Genomic DNA, 22,655 nt, shown 5'->3' with positions numbered 1-22,655 from the left:
GTAGATCAGGTTTGAAAAACCCTCTATCAGACACCCACCACAGAAAGCCCTTCAGTCGTGACCATTGGTCCGAGATTCTGCCTTCAGCCAATTAAAACATATTTTTATGCCTATATTGATATTGTCGAACATTCCCACTCTCAGAGGGTGCCGTCATGAATATCAAAACCCTGGCTTTGCTCCTGCTGGCTTTCTGTGCGCAACCGGTCTGGAGCCAGACGCCTGCCGCCTCACCCGCCGCTGCCGACAGCCCCGCGCTGACCACGCGCCTGGCCGAGCGTGACCTTTGGGTCGAACACATTTTCTGGATCAGAAACTACGCACTGGCCAATCAATCCGCCGACCAGAAACAAGCCAAGGTCGCAGCCGACCAGGTGGTCGACAACGCCACCAAGATCGCCAACAGCATCGCCCCGCTCTACGGCCAACCGGCGGCGGATCAACTGCTCAAGCTGCTTGCCGGCCATTGGGGCGCGGTGAAACACTACAGCGATGCCACCGTTGCCAAAGACGCCAAGGGCAAGCAGGCCGCCGTCACCGAGTTGACCGGCAATGCCAAGGCGATTGCGGCGTTCCTGGCCACGGCGAACCCCAATCTGCCTGAGGTGACACTGGTGACGATGTTGTCAGCCCATGGCGGTCACCACATCACCCAGATCGATGAATTCGCGGCACATGATTACGCCGGCGAAGCCCGTACCTGGGCGATGATGCGCACGCACATCCTGGCCCTGGCCGATGCGTTGACCGGCGCGTTGGTCAAGCAATTCCCGGACAAGTTCTGATATCGCGCGAGGGTATCCCATGCTGGAAGGACTGGGCCGAACACAGCAAGACCTGCTCAATGCGCTGCTGCACCATGCCGGCGGCATGAGCATTGACGAGCTGGCTGAACACCTGGCCGTCACGCGCACGGCGATCCGCCAACACCTGGCGGCGCTGGAGCGTGACGACCTGGTGCTACGCGGCGACACCCGCCCGACGGGTCGTCGTCCGGAGCAGCTGTATCGGCTCACCGATCACGCACGGGAGCAGTTCCCTCGCCACTATCAGCTACTGGCCAGCGTCCTGATCGATGAAGTCGCCGCCATCATCGGCCCCGAAGCCCTGGCCTCGCTGATGCGCAGCATGGGCCGCAAACTGGCGCTGGATCGTGAACAACAGGTCGTCGACGAAACCAGGATCGTCCAGCACATGAACCAGGCGGGCTACGAAGCCGAGGTGTTTTTTCGCTCAGGCGACTCGCCGGAAATCGTCGCGCATAACTGCGTGTTCCATCGCCTGGCCGCCGAGCATCCGGTGGTCTGCGAACTGGACCTGGCCTTGATCGGCGCGTTGGGCGGCGGTGAAGTCGAGCACAGCGAGTGCATGGTGCGTGGCGGGCATGTCTGTCGCTTCAGGCTGCGACCGACAGAAAGCCCGGAGCCGCCACTCGGAGACTGACCTTACAGCTCGACCATCTGCATGTTCGCTTTGAGAAACCCCATCAACTCGGCTGCCGCCGGCGACAGGCTGTGCCCCTTGCGACACAGGATGCCGATCTGGCGTTCCACCCGTGGTTCGGACAGTGGCAGGAACACCAGTTTCTCGTTGCCCTGCGGGAACGCCAGGGACGGCAGCGTCGTGATGCCGATGCCCTCTTCCAGCATCGCGATCAGCGAAATCATGTTGGAGACAAACAGCAGACTGCTGTCCAGCAACCCCGCCGCGTCCGTGCCTGCGAGCAAGCGCGAGGTGCCATTGCGCACCAGGGGATAGGCTTGCAGGCTCGACCAATGCAAGGCCTCGCCGTTCGCCACCAATGGATGATCGTGGCGGCAGACCACGCCCACCCGGTCACTCAGGATCGGCACGAACTCAATGTTTTCGTCCGCCGTCCACACGCTGCTGATCGCAAAATCCACCTGCCCCTGGACCAATAACTGCTGGACGCTGTCGGCATTGCCATCCTGCATGCTGATCTGCATTTTCGGGTGCTCGCTGACAAACCGTGCGAGCAGATGCGGCAACAACCGACTGGCCACCGACGGCACCGTCGCGATGCTCACCTGACCGATTTCATGCCGCGCCAGCAAGCTGACTTCGCGGGCGATGCGGTCGTGATGCGCCAGCAAATCCTGGAACAGCGGTAAACAGTGCTCGCCGAATGGCGTCAGTTCGGTTTTGCCACCCTTTTCGAACAACGGCTGGCCGAGCTTCTGCTCCAGCTCGCGCACAGCCAGGGACAGCGCCGGTTGCGTGCGATAGGCCTGCCTTGCGGCGCCGTGAAAGCTTTTCAGCTGGGCAACCAGGACGAAATAGCGCAGTTGGGTGATCTTCAGCTCGGGCAACACGGTTAGTTTTCCTTATCATTTCATATTTATTATTAATTTTTATTTGCAGAGTAATACTCTCAAGATGGGACCAACGCAATCGGAGGTTCCCATGGCACTGCAACCCTGCAAAAACTACATCGGCGGTAACTGGTGCGAAGGCCAAGGCGTCATCGCCAACCACAGCCCTTCGGATGTTCAAGACCTCATTGGCCATTACCATCAGGCCAGCACCGAACAGACACTGGATGCCATCGCCGCCGCCCGCGACGCCCAGCCGCAATGGGCCGCCAGCGGCCTGGAGCAGCGCCAGCAGGTGTTGATGGCCATCGGCAACGAGTTGATGGCGCGCAAGGAAGAACTCGGCGAACTGCTCTCTCGGGAAGAAGGCAAGCCGCTGGCCGAGGGCATCGGCGAGGTCAATCGCTCCGCGCAGTTCTTCCACTACTACGCCGCTGAAGTGCTGCGCCAGATGGGCGAGACAGCCGCTTCGGTACGCCCCGGCATCGAGATCGAAGTCCAGCGTGAACCGGTGGGCGTGGTCGGCATCATCACGCCATGGAATTTCCCCATGGCCACCGCCGCATGGAAGATTGCCCCGGCCCTGGCCTTCGGCAACGCCGTGGTGTTCAAACCGGCCAACCTGGTGCCGGCCAGCGCCTGGGCCCTGACTGAAATCATCAGCCGCCAGGCCTTGCCTGCCGGCACCTTCAACCTGGTCATGGGCAGTGGCGCCGTGGTCGGCGAAAGCCTGATCCAGTCCGCCGACATCGACGCATTGACCTTCACCGGCTCCCTGCAGACCGGTCGCCGCGTCGCGGTCGCCACCGCCGGCAATCTGGTGCGTTGCCAACTGGAAATGGGCAGCAAGAACGCCTTGGTGGTGCTCGATGACGCCGACCTCGACGTCGCCGTGGAATGTGCGTTGAACGGCGCCTTCTTCGGCACCGGGCAAAAGTGCACGGCCTCTTCGCGATTGATCGTCTGCGACGGCATCCATGACCGTTTCGTCGAAGCACTGGTGGCGCGCATGCGTCAGTTGAAAGTCGGCCATGCCCTCGGACAAGGGGTGCAGATCGGCCCGGTGGCCGAAGCCCGACAACTGGAACAGAACCTCCATTACCTGCAACTGGCCAAAGACGAAGGCGCGACCCTGGTCGAGGGCGGCCAATTGCTCAACCTGCAACCGGCCGGGCACTACATGCGCCCCGCCCTGTTCATCAACAGTCACAACAACATGCGCATCAACCGCGAGGAAGTCTTCGGACCGATTGCCTGTGTGATCCGGGTCAGCGATTACGAAGAAGCCCTCGCCGTGTTGAACGACACCGAATACGGCCTCACCGCCGGGATCATCACCCAGTCACTGCGTTATGCCAGCGACTTCAAGCGCCGTGCCCGCACCGGTTGCGTCATGGTCAACCTGCCCACCGCCGGCACCGACTACCACGTGCCGTTCGGCGGCCGCAAAGCCTCCAGCTTCGGGCCACGGGAGCAAGGGCAATACGCCCGCGAGTTCTACACCGTGGTCAAGACCACCTACGTGCGACCTTGAACGGGAGATCGGCATGCACGACTTATTGATGATCGACGGCCTGCAATATTCCCACTGGAACGAAGCGATCTTTCGCCAGATGCAGGAAGGTGGCCTGAGCGCGGTGCACGCCACCATCGCCTACCACGAGAACGCCCGGGAAACCCTGTCGCGAATCGGCGAGTGGAACCGTCGCTTCGAAACCTGGCCCGAGCTGATTCGTCCGGTACGCGAGGCTTCGGACATTCGCCTGGCGCATCAGGAAGGCCGCGTCGGGATTTTCTTCGGTTTCCAGAACTGCTCGCCGATTGAAGACGACATCAGCCTGGTGGAGGTTTTCCGCCAGCTTGGCGTGCTGATCATGCAGCTCACCTACAACAACCAGAGCCTGCTGGCCAGCGGTTGCTACGAGGCCGAAGACAATGGCATCAGCCGCTTCGGCCGCCAGGTGATCCGCGAGATGAACCGCGTCGGCATGCTGATCGACATGTCCCACAGCGCCGAGCGCAGCACCCTGGAAGCCATCGAGCTGTCGAGCCGGCCGGTGATCGTCTCCCACGCCAACCCGTCGAGTTTCCACGCGGCCAAGCGCAACAAGTCCAACGCGGTATTGCGCGGTATCGCCGAGTCCGGCGGCCTGCTGGGTTTCAGCACGTACCCCTTCCACCTCAAGGGTGCGTCGGGCTGCACCCTGGAATCGTTCTGCGACATGGTCGCCAGCACGGCAGAGCTGATGGGCGTCGAACACATCGGCATCGGCACCGACCTGTGCCAGCAACAACCCCTGCAAGTGCTCGAATGGATGCGCAACGGGCGCTGGAGCAAAGACAAGGATTACGGCGAAGGATCAAAGGACAACGCCAACTGGCCGGCACCGCTGCAATGGTTCCGCGACAGCCGGGATTTCCCGGTCATCGCCCAGGGCCTGCGCGACCGGGGATTCGCCGAGGACGAGGTACGCAACATCATGGGACTCAACTGGTTGCGCCTGCTGGAAAACGCTACGACGGCGCAAAACTGACTCTTGATCGACACCGTGAGGACAGCATGAAAAATAACAACAATAGCCTCCCGTTCATCTCCCCGACCGGCGATGCACAGCCCCAGGCGCGTATTTTGGAGGCATCATGAAAACATCCGACTCCCTGCAAGCCGACGTCCAGCCACTGGACCTTGCACCGCCGAAAAAAGACATCGACTGGCCGCTGTTCTTAATCAGCGGCGGCTTCCTCGGCGCCTTCCTGATCGCGGCACTGATCGACATCGATGGCGTATCGCTGTTGGTGAACACGCTGTTCGCCTGGTCGACGAAGTTCTTCGGGTTGTACTGGCAGATCCTGATGCTGGCGACCTTTGGCATGAGCCTGATCATCTGCTTCAGCAAGTGCGGGCGCGTCAGGCTGGGCGGCGTCGATCAGCGACCCGACTCCAGCACCTTCAACTGGATCGCCGTGATCATGTGCGCCCTGCTCGCCGGGGGCGGCGCATTCTGGGCGGCAGCGGAACCGATGATGCACTTCGCCAGCCCACCGCCGTTGTTCGCCGGGGTGCAACCTCACAGCGATGCCGCCGCACACGCTGCGCTGGCGCAATCGTTCGTGCACTGGGGCTTCCTGGCCTGGGCCGTGCTGGGCAGTCTGCTGGCCATCGTGCTGATGCATTTGCACTACGACAAAGGCTTGCCACTGGCACCGCGCACCCTGCTCTATCCGTTGTTCGGTGAGCGTGCGCTCAAGGGACCGATCGGCACGCTGGCGGATGCCACATCGATCATCGCCGTCGTCGCCGGCACCATCGGCCCGATCGGTTTCCTCGGCCTGCAAATCAGCAGTGCATTGCACTCGGTCTGGGGCATTCCCAATGACCTGGTGGTGCAGTCCATCACCATCGTGCTGGTCACGGTGATGTACACCACGTCTTGCCTGGTCGGGCTCAAGGGCATTCGTTTCGTCAGTGAAATCAACGTCTGGCTGATGATCGGCCTGGCGGTGTTCATGGTGCTGCTGGGGCCCACCGCTTTCATTCTCGGCGGTTTTCCCACGGCGTTCGCCTTGCACCTGGAGCAGTTCATGCCGATGACCCTGTTCCGCGCCGATCCGAAATGGCTCGACTGGTGGACGGTGTTCTACTGGGGCTGGTTCATTGGCTACGCGCCGATGGTCGCCCTGTACGTGGCGAAGATTTCCCGTGGCCGGACCATCCGCGAAGTGATCATGACCCTGTCGATCATCGCCCCGCTGGTGACCATGTTCTGGTTCACCGTGGTCGGCGGCGCAGGCATCGGCATGGAGTTGCAGACACCGGGCATCGTCACCGCCCACGGCGCGCAGCCCGAAGACTTGCTGCTGGGCGTCACCCAGAACTTGCCCCTGGGTGGACTGATCTCGGCGCTGTTCCTGTTCCTGAGCTTCATTTCCGTGGCCACCAACGGCGATGCGATGGCGTTCACCGTGGCGATGGCAATGTCCAGCAATGACAAGCCGAAACCATGGCTGCGTGCATTCTGGGCCATCGGCATGGGCCTGGCCGCGGTGGTGTTGATCACCATTGGTTCGGGCGGGGTCACGGCGCTGCAATCCTTTATCGTGATTACTGCCGTACCGGTTTCACTGCTGATCCTGCCGTCGCTCTGGGATGCACTGCGCATCGCCCGGCAGATGGCTCGCGAACAGGCAGTCTGATGATGAACAGTTCAGGAATCGCAATGATGTCGCACACCGACACAGACACCGCTTCGGCCTTGCGGCCCGCCGCCCGGGTCATGGACCTGGATCGGCTGGGCAGCCACTTTCAAAGCCGCTTGAGTTTCGTGCGCAGCAGCATGCGGCGGATGATGAACGAGCAGTGGCGCATCCAGCGCACCTGCTTCGACCTGGATGCCGAGGGCTTCGGTACGGCGATCTACCGCATCGACACCGCCAGTGCCCACTATCACTGCGTGATTTTCTCCATGTACCTGCCGCCGGAAAAACGTAGCGACCGGGTGATAGCCGATCAATGGGACGTCAGTTTTGTCCTGCTTGCCGGTGATGTCGACGAACAGCAGTTGGCCGACTTGCGACGCAATGTACCGCTACAGGAAGCCGGGCGTTTTGATTCGCGCGTGCTGGTGCTGTCGCGGGCCAACCGTAGCCTGCGCAACTTTGAGCGTTTTCTCGAGGCGCTGGCCGAAGGCTGTCAGCCAGACCCACGGCAACTGGCCGAGGTCGGCTACCTGTATCGCACCACCGCGGTGTACGGCAACGGCAAGTTCGGCATCGCCGACTTCAGTTGCCTGCAAGGCACCGTGGACTTCACGCAACCCTTCAGCGCCCAGATGTTTACCGTGTACCTGTTGCGGCATTTCAGCATCGAGCAGATCGAACACATGGCCCGGGCGCGCAACCCGCAGCGGGCGGTGGGTCTGGACCCTGCCCTGCAGCGTTACCTTGGGGTCGGCAATTCCACGGGGTTGGGCATGGCCCCGTTCCTGATCAATCACCCGCAACTGGTCAACCAATGGGTGTGGGCCAGGGAAACCGCACTGGCAAAGGTGGTGGCACAAGCAGCTGACCTGCCTCATGCCCAGCGCTTCCAGGCGTTGCTGCTACGGGCTCGCCGGCACTTGCAGCAAACCAGCACCGAGGACCAACGGCAAAGCGCCATTGACCAGCAGACGCTGGCCGATCTCGGACAACTGGCCGAGTGGTTCGCAGGGCAGTCGGTCAACGCGGGTTTGTGGTCGCGCCTGCAGGCCTGGGCCGAAGTGAGCGTCGGCGCCGGTTGCCAGGAACTGCTGGTCAGCCTGCTGCTGGAGTTGTACCCCGAACAGGTCGATCCGCTGGCCGAGCAGATGTCGGTCAACGAGGGGTTTCGCCTGAACGCCGAAATGCCATTGGATGAGCTGTGCGATCTCATCGAGACCCAGTACCGCTGGGCGCTCGATTACGACTTGAGCGGCGCCGAGGCCAACCACTTTTTCTGGTATCGCTCGGCGGAAAAGGAAGAACCACGCCTGGGTGAACGGGCCATGGAGCCTGGCGCCGAGAAAGAAATGCAGTTGGGGATCGCGCACAACATTCAACGTTGTCATCGGGCCCTGCTTGCCTACCGCGAGCAACACCCACGGCAATTGACCGCGCACTTTCTGCTGGCGCTGCCGCAGTTCAAAGGCACCGTCTGCCGCCTGCAGGGCATGGCCCGCTGCGCCTTCGGGGAGATCCGCGCCAACCTGATGGACCGCAGCATGCTGCCGATCCACTTGCTGCGCTGCAAGCTGGCGTTCTTCGGCGCCGGCAAGTTCGACCCCAAGTCCAGCCGCTGGGTGCGCATCACCTTGTTTCAGGGGGCACCGCTGGTCAGCGAGATTGGCCAGCCGTTCCCCGACGACTGGAATTTTGCCGTCATGCCTGAACTGACCAACGCTGCCGGAGCACTCTGAAATGCGTGTATCGCTCAATGAAATCCAGGTGATCTGCCGCAAGGCCTTCGAAGGCATCGGTTTTGCACCCGGTGATTGCGACGACGCCGCCGAGATGATTGGCAGGCTGCAACAGCAAGGCCTCGACGGTATCGGTGCGCTGAAAAAGGCGTTGGACTTTCTTCACGATGAAGTCGATCGCCCCATCGAAACCTGCTACGAAGACGCCACGCAGCTGACCCTCGATGCCCATGGCCAGAGCGTATTGCGCTGCGCCGCCCAGGCCATCGAACTGGGGGTGGCCAAGGCCTTGCGCGGCGGCAGTGCGCTGATCCGCGTCCGCCATTGCCACAACCGCGTTCTGCTGCTGGGCTACCTGGCGCGCTGTGCCGGAGAAGGCCTGAATTTTTGTGTGTACTGGCGCGATGCCCGGCAGGAACTGGTGGCCACTTTCAGCGCCGGGAGCACAGGCCCGTCCGTGCGCGTGTATGACCTGCCGCAACCGGCGCAGGGTGATGAGCAAAGCATCAACGTGCTGATTTCCCGGCACTTCGCGCTGCTGCCACGCCTGAGTGCCGAAGACGCGGCCCCGACGTTTGAACACCGCCAGCCAACACCCGCGGGCGGGCTGCAGGTCGACGATGAAGTCTGGGCCCAGTTGAAGAAACTGGGTGAACGGGTGCTGGTGGAAAGCACCGAAGAATCCCGTCGCCGTGGAGCCGGCGAAGGCAGCGACGCCCGGTAACCCCCCTCAAATCCGCATCAGGAAGCATCAATGAAACAGGCGATCAAAACCGACCTCTTTGCCTCGCGCGCGCCACTGGAATGGGCGGTTGTCGGCAACGGCACGCTGTACACCGCGCAAATCCCCATCGACCGCCAGGGCCAGGTGGTGAGCGGCGGCATCGAAGCGCAGACCCGGCAGACCCTGGACAATCTGCGCCACACGCTGCAAGCCGCCGAAAGTTCGCTGGACGCGGTCACCCAGGTACTGATCTACGTGACCGACCGCAGCTACCTGGCAACCGTGAATGCGGTCTACGCCGAGTACTTCCAGGCGCCCTACCCAAACCGCGCGGCCATGGTCGTGGCGGGCCTGGCACGGGAAGAAATGCTGGTGGAGCTGGTGGTGTACGCCTGCGTGGATTGATCGATTCAGGACCGCAGCGGTCACTGGTGTACACAAAACCTGTGGGAGCGGGCTTGCTCGCGAAGGCGGTGTGTCAGACGACATGGATGCTACCTGACACACCGCCTTCGTCGGAACGCCGCCCGGAGCAAGCCCGCTCCCACAGAAGTCCTACCCTTCGTCGGACATTCGGTTCCGGCCACAAACAGGTTCGCTCGCGCCGTGAACCTTGTGTCGAGTCACCAGTCATACCCTGCGTTTTTCCCCACTCCTTTCGTCGTCATCTCATCCGAGTTGTCCGTTCATGCGCCAAACCGTCGTTGCCTTGCGCTTTACTTCGCTGTGCCTGTGTTCCCTGATCCCCGTTTTTGCCAGCCCCGCCCACGCCGATGGGCAACGGCAACTGGTCGACGCCATCAACGACTACCGCGCCCATCCGCAACGTTGCGACCGGCGGCCCGCGCAACGCTTGTCACCCCTGACGCTCAAATCGAACCTGGCCCTGCCCGTTGGCTATGGCGGTGGGTTGCGGGACCGGTTAAAGGCTTCCGGCTATCAGGCGACCATGGTGCGCTCTATCCGCGTGGTCGGTGCTCGGGACGCCGAAGAAGCCTTCGATATGTTCCAGGACGAGCACTGCGCCGCACTGCTCGACAACCAGTACGCCGACATCGGCGTCAGCCGCGCCGGGAGCGAGTGGCAAGTGGTACTGGCGCGGCCGGTGCTCGACCGGCAAACCGCCGATCCACGCAGCGCCGCCCAGGCGTTGCTGGCGCAGGTCAACGCTGCCCGGGCCAAGCCGCGCCTGTGCGGTCGCCAACGTTTCGCCGCCGCGCGGCCGCTGTCCTGGAGTGCGGCCTTGGGTTCCGCCGCACAACATCACAGCAAGGACATGGCCTACGGCAACTATTTCGCCCACCAGGACCCCGACGGTGACATGCCGGCAGACCGCGCCAGGGCTGCCGGCTACCGTGGCCGGCAGATCGGTGAAAACATCGCCGCCGGGCAAGGTTCGCCGAGCAAGGCCATGGCCGGTTGGCTCGCCAGTCCCGGGCACTGCGCCAACCTGATGAACCCGATGTTCACCCAGGTCGGTGCCGCGTACGCCGCCAATGCCCGCAGCGACAACGGTGTTTACTGGACGATGCTGTTCGGCGCGCCTTGAGCGGCCGGCCAGCCCCACCTTGCGGGCATTAAAAAGGTCTCGACGGTTACTGTAGGAGCCAGCCTGCTGGCGATGGACTCAAGCACGCCGCGTTCATCCTGTTCACCCGCGTTATCGTTAACGACCATCGCTGGCAAGCCAGCTCCCACAGGGGACCGCGTCCGCGTCGTTTTTCACGCAATACCTGTAGGAGCCAGCTTGCTGGCGATGAACTCCAGTGCGCCGCGTTCATCCAGTTCACCCGCGTTATCGTTGACGACCATCGCTGGCAGGTCAGCTCCCACAAGGGGCCCTGCCCACGCTGAAACTACTGTAGGAGCCAGCTTGCTGGCGATGGACTCCAGTACGGCGCGTTCATCCAGCTCACCCGCGTAATCGTTAACGACCATCGCTGCGATGCGGCGACCCGACAAGCCAGCTCCCACAAGGGGTCATGCCCACGCTGGCTCCTACATCGTGAAAAAACCAAGGCATTAAAAAGCCCGCACTGGGCGGGCTTCGCGGGTGAGTATAAGTAGGTGGCCGGTGCTGGTCTCCGGCTTACAAGGTTTATCAGGCCTCCCACAAAAGAGTCGTGAAACTGTAATGGAACTCTTCTGCTTCACACGGCATAAGGGCTGGATCCCAGCGCGGGGATCTTTCTAACCGTGTACCCTTCGGAACGCGCCCCACGTCTCCTTGCTATCCTTTTGCGCATCAGTCTGCGTCTTCACCTACAAGGTTGAGGATAGCAAAACAGGGACGATTGCCAACCGGGCTTTTAGACCGATTTCGACCAGCAGAAAACATGGCAGGACGGAAAAATACTATTGATCCAGGGATGACTTTACATGGATGAGTTTCACCAGGGCAGCTGCCTTTGCGGCGCGGTCAAATATGGCGTGTCGAGCGAGCTGAAAGCTCTCACCCATTGCCATTGCAGCCAATGCCGAAAGAGCCATGGGGCGGCGTTTGCGACCTACGCGAGCGCGCCCGCCTCGTCGCTGTCGATCATGAGCGGTGCAGATTCGCTTCAAGCCTATGAATCGTCCAAAGGTGTCTCGCGGCAGTTCTGTTGCCGCTGCGGATCTTCGCTGTTCTGGACTGACTCGACAGGCGCGTTTTCCGAGTGGGTTTCGATTGCCGTGGGCTCGCTGGATACGCCGCTACGGACACGCAAGCAAAAGCATGTTTGCGTCGGCTCGAAAGCGGATTGGTACGAGATCAGCGATCAGCATCCACAAGCGGACTGAGTGAGGTTGCTTGCAGATTTTGCATACACCCACTGCCCGCTCCCACAGGAGGCAGTGGGTGTACACAGATCCGTGCCTCACGAAGGCCTGCGCACCACCCTCACCTTGCCGCTTTCGCCGCCACCGCAGAACAACCGCTCGCCGCCATCGGACTCCAGTCCCGACACGCCGACGCCTTCGGGCAGCCTGAGGCTCTCGAGTACTTCACCGGTTTGCGAGTCGATGCGCCGCAACTCACTTTCGTCGCCCTCCCAGGTGCCATGCCACAGCGAACCTTGCACCCAGGTCACGCCGGTAACGAAACGGTTGGATTCGAGGGTGCGCAGGATCTTGCCGGTCTCGGGGTCGATCTGGTGGATCTTGCGTTCGCGGTACTGGCCCACCCACAACGTCCCTTCGGCCCAGGTCAGCCCCGAATCGGTGCCGGCGCCGGGGGCCGGAATCGTCGAGAGGATGCGCCCGGTGCGGGGGTCGATCTTGTGGATGCGGTCGTCGGCGATCTGGAACAGGTGCTCGCCATCGAACGCGGTGCCGGCATGGGCAGCGACATCGATCGAGTCCAGCAGCTTGCCGCTTTCCGGGTCGAGGGCGTTGATTTTGCTGTTGCTGGCGAACCAGACCTTTTCGCCGTCCCAAGTGACGCCGCACACATGATCGACTTCGGCAAACGGGCCATACTCACGAATGACTTCAGCAGTTGCGTGTTTCATCTGGCATTCCTCAATGGGGGTTGGTGGCGTTCATCCTAGCCACCGGGCAGCGGCGCCGGGAGTAACAAGGTCGTCGCGAATCCCGGCACGGGCGGCGTCATCCAGCGCCGCGCGCGGCCTCGGCCAAACCACTGCACCTTGCCCTGCTCCGCCAGCGTATCGAGCGCACGCTGCACCGTGCGCTGGCTGGTACCCAGCGCCAGGGCCAGGGCGGAACTCGACCACGACTCGCCATCGGCGAGGCAGGCAAATACCGCGGCAAATTTTTCCTCGACCGGTTGCGCCAGTGTCACCACCTCCGAGCACACGGACGTTTGTAGGGCAAAACCACGGGGCGTCGCGATGACGCCGGCCAACGGCTTGAGCGCCTTACGCAGCCGGCCGATTTCCACGCGAAGCCGGGCACGATGGGACTCATCCGAGAGCTTCAGACGGAACGCCCGGGCGATCAGCGTTTCCCGCGCAACATCGGCGGGCCAGGCTTCGGCCAGGGTGCGGGCGAGCACGAACAGGATCGGCCGCGTCGCGAGCGACACCGACATGCCGCAGCCCCGCACAACGTACCGGCAGGCGTCCACCACCAACGCCGTTGAACCGAGCAAGGCTTCCACTTCATCGAGCAGCAGCGCACGCTCCTCACCCCGGGCAATCAGGCGTGCCGCGGGTGCGTCGAGCAGGCGCGCCACCTGTTCGACTTCAGCGATCAGCGCGGCAATCCCCGTCTGACCGGCAGCCTGCCCGGCTCGCGTCAACGCCTCCCGTGCCGCGTTCGATTGCAGGCGGCGAATGGCGATCCCCGCCAGCACCAGCTCATGGGTTGCGCGCAAGGCTGGCGGCAAGGGGCCGGGGTCGAGACTGGCCAGCAACTGCTGCGCCTCATCGAGCTGGCCGATCAGCAGCAAACGGCGGATTTGCAGATACCGCGCATGGGCGGCATTGACCCGGTCACCGTGGTGCTCAAGGGTGACCCGCGCCGTTTCGAGCGCCTTGACCGGCCAACCGAGGTCCCGCGACGCCAGGGCGATTTCGGCCTCGGCCACCACGCATCGGGCACGGGCCAGCACTTCCCTGGGCGAAAAGGCTCGGTGCGCGCGCTTGACCAGCGCCCGGGCGCGCACCAGATCGCCCAGTTGCGCCATGGCGATGCCGCGCAGGGCCAGCGCCGGCGCATCGTCGCGCAAGGCCACGCGGTCCAGTGCGCCCAGTGGATTGCCCGCCGCCAGCGCCTGGGCGGCGGCCGTGATCATCGAGTCCATCGAAATCCCGTCACGCTTGTCACTCCCACTCTTCGATACCCGGGTTTAGTCTAATTCACGACCTTTCACCAGGAGCGTACAGCGATGAACACGCACAAAACGCGGGAGGCCTGGACGGGTTGTGGAGCATGTACCAATGGCTCGACCGCGCGTCCACAGGTGCAAACGGGGCCCCGGAATGATCACGCCGGAGGAATCGTCGCCAGCACACCGATCAGGATGGTCAACAGCAGAAAACCGCCGAGAAAAATCGTCATCTTGGCCATGCGGCCTCCCACACTATGAATTGGCGGTACAGCGGGCGCCGAGTGCGGCCGTACCGGAGATTTATTGTGGGCTGGCGGCTGTATCCGTTACAGAGGCAGATCGCGCTGAAAAATACGGATCAGATGCTCTTTGAGGCTGTGCTTTCGGGCGTATTGCACAGAGGAGTTTGCGGCCAACATCCACAAAAGGCGTGACGATCAAACCCTTCATCGTCAGGTAACGCTCGTGATCCTGTTCCCCAGTGCCGAAGGCGATGACCTCGGGTGTGGACCGGGTGACGTACAGCGTGCCGAACATCCAGTCCCACAGCGACAGGTTGATGCCGAAGTTCTTGTTGAAATGACGTGGCGCATCACTGTGATGAATCTGGTGTTGCGCCGGGCTGCTCAGCACCCGTTCGAGCACCGGCCCGAAGGACAACCAGACATGGCTGTGACGCAGGTTGGCCGCCAGGCAATTGAAGATGAACACCATGTAGGTCACGCCAAACAGGGTATAGCGGCTGATCTCCCCGCCACTGGCGTACCAGAAGACACCGGCAAAGGCGCCGATACAGATGATGTCCGTGAGCTTTTCCACCACCTCTTCCAGAAAGTGCACGCGGCTGGCCGTCGCCGGCACCAGCACGGGCGCCGAATGATGGACTTTGTGGAAGGCCCACAGATACCGCGAATGAAACGCGCGATGGCCCCAGTAATGGCTGAAGTCCTTGACCAGGAACACGCCGAGCCCATAGAGCAGGGTCAGCGCCAGGTGCTCCTCCACTTGCGTGCGCGCGCCCCACAGCCGGGTGAAGAAGGCGATGTAGTCCGCTGAGCGCAACACGTACGGATCGACCAGGCCGACGATGGGCAGCACCAGGACAACCTTGAGGATGGCCAGTACGAAGTAATAGCGGTAGTCGAGCAGCGCCGAGCGGTGCAGGTAAACCCGGCTGCCACCGATGAACTGAACGAAGGTGCGCGCGTCGGTCAAACCCCGGGATTTGCGGTACCGGAACAGGCAATAAGCAACGCCGTAAGACATGCAGAGAAAGGATAGACCGAGTCTGCCGTTGAAGTCGAAAATGCCCAGGAACTGCCGGGTGACCGGCTCGATCACCCACTGGGATAAATATAGATGGATTGCGGCAAGAACATCCATACCGGGCTGCCCGACGTAAATGGAAGGGCAATTGTAAATGAGAATGAGTCTTTAGTGTGCTGAATTATGTCCAGTTGTCAGCCGCCCAGCGCAATGATCGCAAGGATCAGCACACCTCCCGTAGCGGCCATGATCACCCCACCCTGCCACTGCGTGGCGCCAGCGTATCTGGCGAGCATCCAGCCTGCGATGAACAGCACCACCAGTCCGATCAGGTTGGACAGGCGGATGGCGAGTGCCGTCTGATCGAGCAGTATGAACGGCACCACCAGCGGAAAGGTCGAGCACACCACCAACAGGAAAACACCGAACGCGCCCCTGAAGTCAGTCCAGCCGAGGCCGGCCCTGATCGGCAAGGGCGGCTGCTCGAGCAGCCGACGGCGCAACAACTCCAGGCCCTCGCTGCCGGCCGCCGTCGCGAATTGCAACGGCAGTACCTGCGCAATGAGCGCCTGACCGGCCGCGGCGTCCGCGCCATTGCGCAGGGCCAGGTACAGCTTGATTCGGCGCGTGCGCTCGACCAGTGCGCGCAACAGGTACATGACCGCATCGGCCAGTCCCCAGGCGAGATTGCAACCGAGCGCGGCCAGCATCATCGTGCGTTCGGCGGCCTGGTCTGCCGTGGCCACGCTGATGGTGCCGGTGAACGTCATGGCCATCAGCAGGCCGAAGATCACCTCGGTAATGCGCTCGACAGGGTCAAGTACAGGCGCCCTTTCGAATTGACCATTGCCTGGCATGAGTTCACCTCCCCTTGGGTTACCTGCACGGTACCGGTCGACGCTTCGGCCAGGCACCGGGTGCCCGGGCTGGAGATCCGCATCCCCGTCAAGTGTAGATTGAACGGCTACACTCATGCGCACACGTTACCTGCTTCAAGAGGAGTGATTCATGCTTGATTACTTCGCGCTGGGCCTGCTGATCTTTGTCGGGCTCGTCCTGTTCTACGGGATCATCCTGCTCCACGACATCCCCTATGAAATTGCCGTCCACCGCAACCACCCTCACCAGGATGCAATCCACGCCACCGGCTGGGTCAGCCTGTTCACCCTGCACGCGCTCTGGCCGTTCCTGTGGATCTGGGCGATGGCCTATCGAGAGGACCGGGGCTGGGGTTTCAGTGACGGACACTCAGCCAAGAGCCATGTGGTTCACCTCGAACAACAGGTCGCCGAACTGCAAGGCCGGATCGAGCGCCTTGAGGCGGCGACGGGCACGCCACAGAGCAGGCGGCCAACGGACAATCTCGGCGAGGGCATTTGAGCCATGGATCTCTTACTCATACTGACGTATGCGGCACTCTGCGTTGCCATCTTCAAGATCTTCCGCATCCCCCTGAACAAATGGACGGTGCCCACGGCGGTGCTGGGCGGGATCGTGATTATCGGCGCGCTGATTTTCACGATGAACTACAACCACCCCTACTCCGAGGTGGCGCGTTCCTATTTCGTATCGGTCCCGGTGATTCCCGTGGTCAGTGGCCAGGTGATCGACGTGCCGGTCAAGACCAACCAGCCCCTGGAAAAAGGCGATGTGCTGTTTCGCATCGACCCCGCGCCTTTCGATTACCGGGTGAAATCCCTCAAGGCACAGCTGATTGCCGCCCAGGCCGATCGTGTGCGGATCACCGAGTTGATCAAGCGTAATTTCAGCACTCAACGGGAACTGGATATGGTGGTCGCCCGGACCGACGACCTGAAGGCACAACTGGACAACGCGCAGTACGAACTCGACAACACCACGGTGCGTGCGCCCAGCAAAGGCTTCGTCACCCATGTTTCGCTGCGTCCGGGCATGATGGCGACCAAGCTGCCGCTGCGCCCGTCGATGGTGTTCATTCCCGCCGAAGGTCATTACTTCTCGGCGTGGATGCGGCAGAACAGCCTGTTGCGCCTGACCGAGGGCGATGAGGCCGAAGTCGCATTTGACGGCATTCCCGGGAAGGTGTTCGAAGGCAAGGTCAAGACCGTGATTTCGGTCATCGCCGAAGGCCAGATCCAACCGTCGGGCACGCTGATCGGTTTCACCGGTTCACCACCGGCCGGCCGGGTACCGGTGATCATTGAAATCACCGATCCCGACTATGCCCAGTACGCCGACCTGATGCCCGGCGGTTCCTACGGCCAGGCGGCGTTGTACAGCCAGCATTTCCATCACATCGCGATGATGCGCAAGATCCTCCTGCGCATGGCTGCCTGGATGAACTACATCTTTCCGTTCCACTAACCCGTCAGCATCGGTAACTGGCTCAATCCTTGAATTGGGTCAGTTGCCGGTTCAGCGAACCGGCCTGGTCGCGCAGTTGCAACGACTGATCGAGCAGGCTGCGGATCGCGTGATCATTCTGCTCGGAAATGCGACTCACACCCTGGATCGCGACGGACAATTGCTCCCCCGTCGCGGCCTGACTCTGGGTCTGGCGCGCCACTTCGCTGATGCGTGTCAGAATGTCCCGGGCATGCTGGCGGATCTGGTCCACCCCCTGCGCCGACGTGGTCAGTTGCGCGACACCCTGGCGCACCGCCTCACCGACCTGCTGCACGTTGGCGACGGTGTTGCGCACGTCCGAACCAATGGCCCCGATCATCTCGCCGATTTCCCCGGTCGAACGGCTGGTGCGCTCGGCCAGTTGCCGCACTTCATCGGCCACCACCGCAAACCCGCGACCCTGCTCCCCTGCCCGCGCCGCTTCAATCGCCGCGTTGAGCGCGAGCAAATTGGTCTGGTCGGCAATGCTGCGGATCACCGCGATGATGCCGGCGATCTGCTGCGAGCGTTTTTCCAGGTCGCCCACGGCGCCAGCCACCACATCCATGGTCTGGTCGATGTGGGTGATGCCGGCGAGGGTCTGGCTCATGTCCCCGGAGATATGCGTGGTCAGCATCTCGGTATTGCGCGCCAGTTGTTCCACGTCCTCGGCCTGCTGGGACATTTCCGTCACCGAGTGCGCCAGCGCCGTGACGCCGCTGGCCATTTCCTCGGTGGCCGTGTGTTGCGAAGTGGCGCGCTCGGCCACCGCCTGGGTGGTGTCGCCCAGGTGCGTGGAGATCTGCATCAGCGTCGCGCTGCTGTGGCGGATCGACCCCACCAGGTCCCCCAGGCGCTGGATGAACTGGTTGAACGCCCCGGCCAGCTTGCCGGTTTCATCGCCGCTGCGTTGTTCGAAACGCAGGCCCAGTTCACCGCCCCAGGCCTGGATACCGACCGTCAGGCCCGACAGCGGACGAATCTGCCATGCCAGCAAATGCCAGAGCACAATGGCCAGCGCCAGCAGCGCCACCAGGCCGATGACCACCGCGGTATAGAGGAAGTGATTGATGCCGGCCATGGCTTCGGCCAGCGGATAGGCCACCATCAACGCCCAACTGTTCGGCGCCTTGCCGATGCGCACCGGTTGCAGCACATAGCCCCAGCCATCGCGCTCGAAATGATAGGGCTGGCCGGCCTTGATGGCGCTTTTGGCTTCAGCCGGCAAATCGTCGGCCGGTTGTGCCAGGCGCTTGGCATCGGGATGGCTGGCGTACAGCCCGTCGCTGGAGACCAGTGCACCGTAGCCTTTATAGGCATCGATTTTCGCCAACTGTCGGTTGATGTTTTCCAGCGGAATATCGACACCGGCCACACCCAGCGCTTTGCCGCCCTGCAACAGTGGCGCCATGATCGACACCAGCATCACCTTCTGGCCGTTGCCCGTGCTGTAGACATAGGGCTCGGTCGCCCATGCCTGACGGGTGTGCAGCGGCCGGTAGTAGTACTGGTTATCGGCATTCTCCGGAGCGTAACCGCTCAGCGGCTCGGACTTCACCGTGCCGTTCGCGCGATTCCAGTACGTCAGGTAACGGCCCGTGGCGTCGTGGTTCGGCTGGTTGACGAAGTCACTGTCCTTGCCGTCGAACGCATTGGCTTCCCAGTATTGCCCCAGGCCCAACAGGTTCGGATTGGCCTCGAGCAACTGGCGCGTCATGGCATCGGCAGCCCCACGCTCGACGTGCTGTTGCTGCATCGCCGTGGCGACACTGGCCAGCGACTCGGCCACGGTAAAACCGGCCCCCAGTTCAACTTCGACTTCCTTGGCATTGGCCTTGACGATGGTCTCGACCAGCGCGGAGGTTTCCTTTACCGACGTGCCATAAGCGATCCAGGCAATGGAACCCAGGAGCAGCGCCATGACGACCACTGTTCCAGTCAGGGCCGTCCAGAACAACTTGAAGTGTAAAGAGCGGTTAGGCATGCACATTCTCTATTGGGCAAGGCGTCAGCCAGAGCGCCCAACGATGTGAATGCAGCTCCGCTGATCAGGGGATGATGTTGTTATGCCACTATATAGAGACGCACCGTGACAGTGCAATGCAAATGACCGTTCGTCTGCCGCCAGAATGCGTCAGGGGAAACCGGGCGCGGTGCTAGAGAATCCAGTTGAGCAGCAGGTGCGAAGCAATCCAGGGCGACGCCTGGGTCACTGCCCATGCCAGCAGGGCGCACACGAACAGGTAGCCCGCAAAGAACTTGACCATCGCGCTGTTACCCATGCAACCCTCCCGGCTTTACAGCCATACAGGGCGTTCAATGCGAATGCGTAGCCATTACGACGCCTGTCTCGCCCGTAAAGGATTCGATTGCCAGAATGGTGTGCAGTTCCATAGGCTGGGTAATTCACAGGCTGGCCCACCCGCTTTCATTCGACCTGCCCCGTCATCGGCGACGAGAGGTCAGAGCGCTCAAAGGGTCAACTCCATTGCCAGTACGGCGGACAACGTCAGCATCATCAACAACGCGATAACCATCAGACTCAACTGAGCGAGTTGCGTATAACGGTGTGTCGATCTTTTCGTGATCAGAGCAATGGATTTAGTCGTGGAAGCCATCACCAGTTCTCCCTTTTGCGCCGTACGCCGAATCAGGAAGCCCCGCCGTCTCCATGATGTCCGGGACGAAACCTGTTGCGGGTACCAAGGGGTTAAGCAACGAATGAGCCATCACTACGGGGCCAATAAAAAGTCCACGTTAATGAACAAGCTGTTTGACGGTGTGCCAGGCGAGACGCAAGTTTGGTGAAAAAGGCCCGGTCAGGTGGGTGTAATACCCCATGTATGGGGATAGCCACGGCCCCATTTCTGTAGGAGCGAGCCTGCTCGCGATAAACCTGAGAGCGCCGCGGGGTACCTGCCAACCCGCGTTATCGTTAACGACCATCGCTGGCAAGCCAGCTCCCACAGGGGACCGTGCCCACGCCAAAACTGTAGGAGCGAGCTTGCTCGCGATAAACCCGAGAGCGCCACGGGGTACCCGCCAACCCGCGTTATCGTTGACGACCATCGCTGGCAAGCCAGCTCCCACAGGGGACCGTGCCCACGCTAAAACTGTAGGAGCGAGCCTGCTCGCGATAAACCCGAGAGCGCCGCGGGGCACCTGCCAACCCGCGTTCACTTCAGGTACCACCCCCAGGGTTCACCGTTGTAGCGGGTGATCTGCTTGGTTTCCAGGTAGTTGTTGTAGCCCCACTCCCCCAGTTCGCGACCGATGCCGCTCTGCTTGTAGCCGCCCCACGGCGCTTCGACGAAGGTCGGCTGCGAGCAGTTGACCCAGACGATACCGGCGCGAAATCCACGGGCGACCCGTTCGCAACGCGGGATATCCCGGGACATCACCGCGGCCGCCAGGCCGAACGGCGAGTCATTGGCCAATCGGATCGCTTCGGCTTCCGTGTCGAAGGCGCGCAGGCACACCACCGGTCCGAAGATCTCCTCACGCCACACCGAGCTGTCCTCGGGGACATCGGCGAAAATCGCCGGCGTCAGGTAGTAACCCTTTTCCAGATTGCCCGGCCGCCCACCGCCCGACACCAGCCGCGCGCCCTCTTGCTGACCGGTTGCGATGGCCGCCAGCACCTTGTCCAGTTGCCCCTGGCTGACCAGCGGCCCGAGTTTCACTCCCTCCTCGAAACCCTGGCCAATCTGAATCTGCTCGGTCGCGGCAATCAGGCGTTCAAGCAACGCCGGGTACAACCCGCGCTCCACCAGCACCCGCGAAGTGGCTGAACAGACCTGGCCCTGGTTCCAGAAAATCCCGAACAGAATCCACTCCACGGCGGCGTCGATGTCGCTGTCGGCGAAGATCACGAAGGGTGATTTGCCGCCCAGTTCCAGGCTGATGTTTTTGATGTCGTTGGCAGCCGCCTGCATGATCTTGCGCCCGGTCGGTACGCTGCCGGTGAAGGCGACTTTGTCGACATACGGGTGTTTGGCCAGCGGCGCGCCCGCCTCGCGTCCCAGGCCCGTGATCACGTTCAGTACCCCGGCCGGCAGGCCTGCCTTGTCGGCGATGCCCGCCAGTTCGAGGGCGGTCAATGGGGTCAGCTCCGATGGCTTGAGCACGACGGTGCAACCTGCCGCCAGCGCCGGGGCCACTTTCCACGAAGCCATCAGCATCGGGAAATTCCACGGGATGATCGCCGCGACCACACCGACCGGCTCCTTGATCACCGATGACGTGAAACGCGCATCCGGCACATCGATCGCCTGTTCACCCTGTTGATCCGACTGTTCGGCCAACCCGGCATAGAAATCGAAGCAACCGGCGGTGTCGGCGATGTCCCACAATGCTTCCGGCAATGGCTTGCCGTTGTCGCGCACTTCGATGGCGGCCAGTTCGTCCTGACGGTGGCGAATACCCTCGGCGATACGGCGCAGGACCTCGGCCCGTTGCGCGCCGGACCAGCGTGGCCAGTCCCCCTCATCAAACGCCGAACGCGCCGCCGCCACCGCCCGGTCGACGTCCTCGAACGTGGCAGAAGCGACCCGCGCCAGCACCGATTCGTCACTCGGATCGAGCGTATCGAAAACACCGCGTTGAACCGGGGTCACCCACTCACCGCCGATGTACAACCGTTGATAGTCACCCATGGCACACTCCTTGATCCTGCGCTGCCGACGCTGCTGGTACAGCTGTTCGACGACCTGCAATTGCTCGCGGTCATTGACCCCGAGCACGTCGGTTTCCTCCACTTCCACGGCAGTCACCGTCAGCCCCGCCTCGTTGGCCAGCGCCACCGCATCGGTGAGGTAGTACTCGCCCTGGGCGTTGCGGTTGCCGATTCGCTCCAGCAACCACAGGCAGGTATCGGCGCGCAGGCCCATGACGCCGCCATTGCAGAAGTTGATGTCCAGCTCCTGGGGGCTCGCATCCCTGGCTTCGCGGATCGCCCGCAAACGCCCCTGCTCCACCAGCAGCCGCCCGTAGGGTCCCGGCCGCTGGGTGTGAAAACCCGCCACCGCCACCGCCGCGCCGTCCATCAACGCCCTGCGCAAGCGATTCAAGGTCTGCGAGGTGATCAGGGGGGAATCGCCAAACAGCACCAACACATAGCCCTGCTGCTGCACCTGCAAGGCCGGCCGGGCGGCGAGTACCGCGTGGGCCGTGCCCCGTTGTTCGTGCTGGGTAAACACCTGTGCCGTCGGTGCGACCTGCTGCAGGTACTCAGCCACCTGCCCGCCGCCCGCGCCCACCAC

At 62.3% G+C, this 22,655-nt stretch carries 20 protein-coding genes and 3 pseudogenes; 12 read left to right on the top strand and 11 right to left on the bottom strand.

All coding sequences use genetic code 11. The annotated features are described in order from the left end of the window. Positions 1-155 precede the first annotated feature (155 nt). Positions 156-785 carry a hypothetical protein gene (locus AC07YV_RS28080; RefSeq protein WP_102702478.1) on the top strand — a complete coding sequence of 210 codons (630 nt, stop codon included), beginning with the start codon at positions 156-158 and terminating at the stop codon, positions 783-785. Positions 786-804: 19 nt separating this feature from the next. Then, on the top strand, positions 805-1,443 hold the full coding sequence (locus tag AC07YV_RS28075) for a helix-turn-helix transcriptional regulator (protein WP_102702479.1): 639 nt from the start codon (positions 805-807) through the stop codon (positions 1,441-1,443). Between the two features lie 2 nt (positions 1,444-1,445). Here the strand turns inward: AC07YV_RS28075 and AC07YV_RS28070 are convergent, their stop codons facing one another. Beyond that, complete coding sequence (locus tag AC07YV_RS28070) at positions 1,446-2,333, bottom strand: LysR family transcriptional regulator (protein ID WP_102702480.1); 888 nt, start codon at positions 2,331-2,333, stop codon at positions 1,446-1,448. A 91-nt stretch (positions 2,334-2,424) separates the two neighbouring features. Between AC07YV_RS28070 and AC07YV_RS28065 the strand changes: the two genes are divergently transcribed. The 7 genes from AC07YV_RS28065 to AC07YV_RS28035 all read left to right on the top strand — a co-directional run bounded on the left by AC07YV_RS28065 (position 2,425) and on the right by AC07YV_RS28035 (position 10,539). Further along, positions 2,425-3,867 carry an aldehyde dehydrogenase family protein gene (locus AC07YV_RS28065; protein WP_102702481.1) on the top strand — a complete coding sequence of 481 codons (1,443 nt, stop codon included), beginning with the start codon at positions 2,425-2,427 and terminating at the stop codon, positions 3,865-3,867. Between the two features lie 13 nt (positions 3,868-3,880). Beyond that, the gene (locus tag AC07YV_RS28060) at positions 3,881-4,867 is read left to right on the top strand and encodes a dipeptidase (protein WP_095967807.1); all 987 of its coding nucleotides are present in this window, start codon (positions 3,881-3,883) and stop codon (positions 4,865-4,867) included. 106 nt (positions 4,868-4,973) lie between these two features. Beyond that, positions 4,974-6,527: a BCCT family transporter gene (locus tag AC07YV_RS28055; RefSeq protein ID WP_102702482.1), complete on the top strand. Its 1,554-nt coding sequence runs from the start codon at positions 4,974-4,976 to the stop codon at positions 6,525-6,527. A gap of 23 nt (positions 6,528-6,550) precedes the next feature. Then, positions 6,551-8,266 carry a hypothetical protein gene (locus AC07YV_RS28050; RefSeq protein ID WP_102702483.1) on the top strand — a complete coding sequence of 572 codons (1,716 nt, stop codon included), beginning with the start codon at positions 6,551-6,553 and terminating at the stop codon, positions 8,264-8,266. A gap of 1 nt (position 8,267) precedes the next feature. Next, positions 8,268-8,990 (top strand): DUF3726 domain-containing protein, encoded by a 723-nt coding sequence (locus AC07YV_RS28045; protein ID WP_102702484.1) that lies wholly within the window; start codon positions 8,268-8,270, stop codon positions 8,988-8,990. A 30-nt stretch (positions 8,991-9,020) separates the two neighbouring features. Beyond that, positions 9,021-9,395 carry a RidA family protein gene (locus AC07YV_RS28040; RefSeq protein ID WP_102702485.1) on the top strand — a complete coding sequence of 125 codons (375 nt, stop codon included), beginning with the start codon at positions 9,021-9,023 and terminating at the stop codon, positions 9,393-9,395. A 283-nt stretch (positions 9,396-9,678) separates the two neighbouring features. Then, entirely contained in the window at positions 9,679-10,539 is an 861-nt protein-coding gene (locus AC07YV_RS28035; protein WP_102702486.1) for a CAP domain-containing protein, read from the top strand. A 173-nt stretch (positions 10,540-10,712) separates the two neighbouring features. On the opposite strand, the gene AC07YV_RS28030 is transcribed toward AC07YV_RS28035, so the two are convergent. Then, positions 10,713-10,928: a hypothetical protein gene (locus AC07YV_RS28030; RefSeq protein ID WP_173900867.1), complete on the bottom strand. Its 216-nt coding sequence runs from the start codon at positions 10,926-10,928 to the stop codon at positions 10,713-10,715. A 441-nt stretch (positions 10,929-11,369) separates the two neighbouring features. On the opposite strand from AC07YV_RS28030, the gene AC07YV_RS28025 reads away from it, so the two are divergent. After that, positions 11,370-11,771 (top strand): GFA family protein, encoded by a 402-nt coding sequence (locus tag AC07YV_RS28025; RefSeq protein ID WP_102702488.1) that lies wholly within the window; start codon positions 11,370-11,372, stop codon positions 11,769-11,771. A 77-nt stretch (positions 11,772-11,848) separates the two neighbouring features. Here the strand turns inward: AC07YV_RS28025 and AC07YV_RS28020 are convergent, their stop codons facing one another. From AC07YV_RS28020 to AC07YV_RS28005, 4 genes are all read right to left on the bottom strand, one after another. Then, entirely contained in the window at positions 11,849-12,481 is a 633-nt protein-coding gene (locus tag AC07YV_RS28020; RefSeq protein ID WP_102702489.1) for a Vgb family protein, read from the bottom strand. Between the two features lie 35 nt (positions 12,482-12,516). Continuing rightward, positions 12,517-13,737: a helix-turn-helix domain-containing protein gene (locus AC07YV_RS28015; protein WP_102702490.1), complete on the bottom strand. Its 1,221-nt coding sequence runs from the start codon at positions 13,735-13,737 to the stop codon at positions 12,517-12,519. A gap of 327 nt (positions 13,738-14,064) precedes the next feature. Beyond that, positions 14,065-15,147 (bottom strand): sterol desaturase family protein, encoded by a 1,083-nt coding sequence (locus tag AC07YV_RS28010; RefSeq protein WP_102702491.1) that lies wholly within the window; start codon positions 15,145-15,147, stop codon positions 14,065-14,067. 77 nt (positions 15,148-15,224) lie between these two features. After that, entirely contained in the window at positions 15,225-15,887 is a 663-nt protein-coding gene (locus tag AC07YV_RS28005) for a hypothetical protein (protein ID WP_102702492.1), read from the bottom strand. 151 nt (positions 15,888-16,038) lie between these two features. Here AC07YV_RS28005 and AC07YV_RS28000 point away from each other — a divergent pair, with 151 nt between their 5' ends. Then, positions 16,039-16,410: a DUF3302 domain-containing protein gene (locus AC07YV_RS28000; RefSeq protein WP_102702493.1), complete on the top strand. Its 372-nt coding sequence runs from the start codon at positions 16,039-16,041 to the stop codon at positions 16,408-16,410. 3 nt (positions 16,411-16,413) lie between these two features. Beyond that, positions 16,414-17,373 carry an HlyD family secretion protein gene (locus AC07YV_RS27995; RefSeq protein ID WP_102702494.1) on the top strand — a complete coding sequence of 320 codons (960 nt, stop codon included), beginning with the start codon at positions 16,414-16,416 and terminating at the stop codon, positions 17,371-17,373. 22 nt (positions 17,374-17,395) lie between these two features. On the opposite strand, the pseudogene AC07YV_RS27990 reads toward AC07YV_RS27995, so the two are convergent. The 5 genes and pseudogenes from AC07YV_RS27990 to AC07YV_RS27970 form a co-directional block, all read right to left on the bottom strand. Continuing rightward, a pseudogene (locus tag AC07YV_RS27990) lies at positions 17,396-17,932 on the bottom strand (methyl-accepting chemotaxis protein); the annotation flags it as partial. A gap of 324 nt (positions 17,933-18,256) precedes the next feature. Next, positions 18,257-19,111: pseudogene (locus AC07YV_RS27985) on the bottom strand (PDC sensor domain-containing protein); the annotation flags it as partial. 439 nt (positions 19,112-19,550) lie between these two features. Next, entirely contained in the window at positions 19,551-19,676 is a 126-nt protein-coding gene (locus AC07YV_RS27980) for a hypothetical protein (RefSeq protein WP_256358990.1), read from the bottom strand. Between the two features lie 894 nt (positions 19,677-20,570). Beyond that, entirely contained in the window at positions 20,571-22,049 is a 1,479-nt protein-coding gene (locus AC07YV_RS27975) for an aldehyde dehydrogenase family protein (protein ID WP_494990380.1), read from the bottom strand. A 294-nt stretch (positions 22,050-22,343) separates the two neighbouring features. Continuing rightward, positions 22,344-22,631: pseudogene (locus AC07YV_RS27970) on the bottom strand (NTP transferase domain-containing protein); the annotation flags it as partial. Positions 22,632-22,655 lie beyond the last annotated feature (24 nt).

The sequence above is a fragment of the Pseudomonas sp. GW456-E7 genome, assembly GCF_059424105.1.
The sequence above is the reverse complement of the archived record's forward strand: the minus strand, read 5'-3'. Positions and strand labels throughout refer to the sequence as shown.

Coding starts and splice junctions, on each gene's coding strand:
- AC07YV_RS28080 (WP_102702478.1), top strand. CDS start 156: ATGAATATCAAAACCCTGGCTTTGCTCCTGCTGGCTTTCTGTGCGCAA.
- AC07YV_RS28075 (WP_102702479.1), top strand. CDS start 805: ATGCTGGAAGGACTGGGCCGAACACAGCAAGACCTGCTCAATGCGCTG.
- AC07YV_RS28065 (WP_102702481.1), top strand. CDS start 2,425: ATGGCACTGCAACCCTGCAAAAACTACATCGGCGGTAACTGGTGCGAA.
- AC07YV_RS28060 (WP_095967807.1), top strand. CDS start 3,881: ATGCACGACTTATTGATGATCGACGGCCTGCAATATTCCCACTGGAAC.
- AC07YV_RS28055 (WP_102702482.1), top strand. CDS start 4,974: ATGAAAACATCCGACTCCCTGCAAGCCGACGTCCAGCCACTGGACCTT.
- AC07YV_RS28050 (WP_102702483.1), top strand. CDS start 6,551: ATGATGTCGCACACCGACACAGACACCGCTTCGGCCTTGCGGCCCGCC.
- AC07YV_RS28045 (WP_102702484.1), top strand. CDS start 8,268: ATGCGTGTATCGCTCAATGAAATCCAGGTGATCTGCCGCAAGGCCTTC.
- AC07YV_RS28040 (WP_102702485.1), top strand. CDS start 9,021: ATGAAACAGGCGATCAAAACCGACCTCTTTGCCTCGCGCGCGCCACTG.
- AC07YV_RS28035 (WP_102702486.1), top strand. CDS start 9,679: ATGCGCCAAACCGTCGTTGCCTTGCGCTTTACTTCGCTGTGCCTGTGT.
- AC07YV_RS28030 (WP_173900867.1), bottom strand. CDS start 10,928: ATGGTCGTTAACGATTACGCGGGTGAGCTGGATGAACGCGCCGTACTG.
- AC07YV_RS28025 (WP_102702488.1), top strand. CDS start 11,370: ATGGATGAGTTTCACCAGGGCAGCTGCCTTTGCGGCGCGGTCAAATAT.
- AC07YV_RS28020 (WP_102702489.1), bottom strand. CDS start 12,481: ATGAAACACGCAACTGCTGAAGTCATTCGTGAGTATGGCCCGTTTGCC.
- AC07YV_RS28015 (WP_102702490.1), bottom strand. CDS start 13,737: ATGGACTCGATGATCACGGCCGCCGCCCAGGCGCTGGCGGCGGGCAAT.
- AC07YV_RS28010 (WP_102702491.1), bottom strand. CDS start 15,147: ATGGATGTTCTTGCCGCAATCCATCTATATTTATCCCAGTGGGTGATC.
- AC07YV_RS28005 (WP_102702492.1), bottom strand. CDS start 15,887: ATGCCAGGCAATGGTCAATTCGAAAGGGCGCCTGTACTTGACCCTGTC.
- AC07YV_RS28000 (WP_102702493.1), top strand. CDS start 16,039: ATGCTTGATTACTTCGCGCTGGGCCTGCTGATCTTTGTCGGGCTCGTC.
- AC07YV_RS27995 (WP_102702494.1), top strand. CDS start 16,414: ATGGATCTCTTACTCATACTGACGTATGCGGCACTCTGCGTTGCCATC.
- AC07YV_RS27980 (WP_256358990.1), bottom strand. CDS start 19,676: ATGGGTAACAGCGCGATGGTCAAGTTCTTTGCGGGCTACCTGTTCGTG.
- AC07YV_RS27975 (WP_494990380.1), bottom strand. CDS start 22,049: ATGGGTGACTATCAACGGTTGTACATCGGCGGTGAGTGGGTGACCCCG.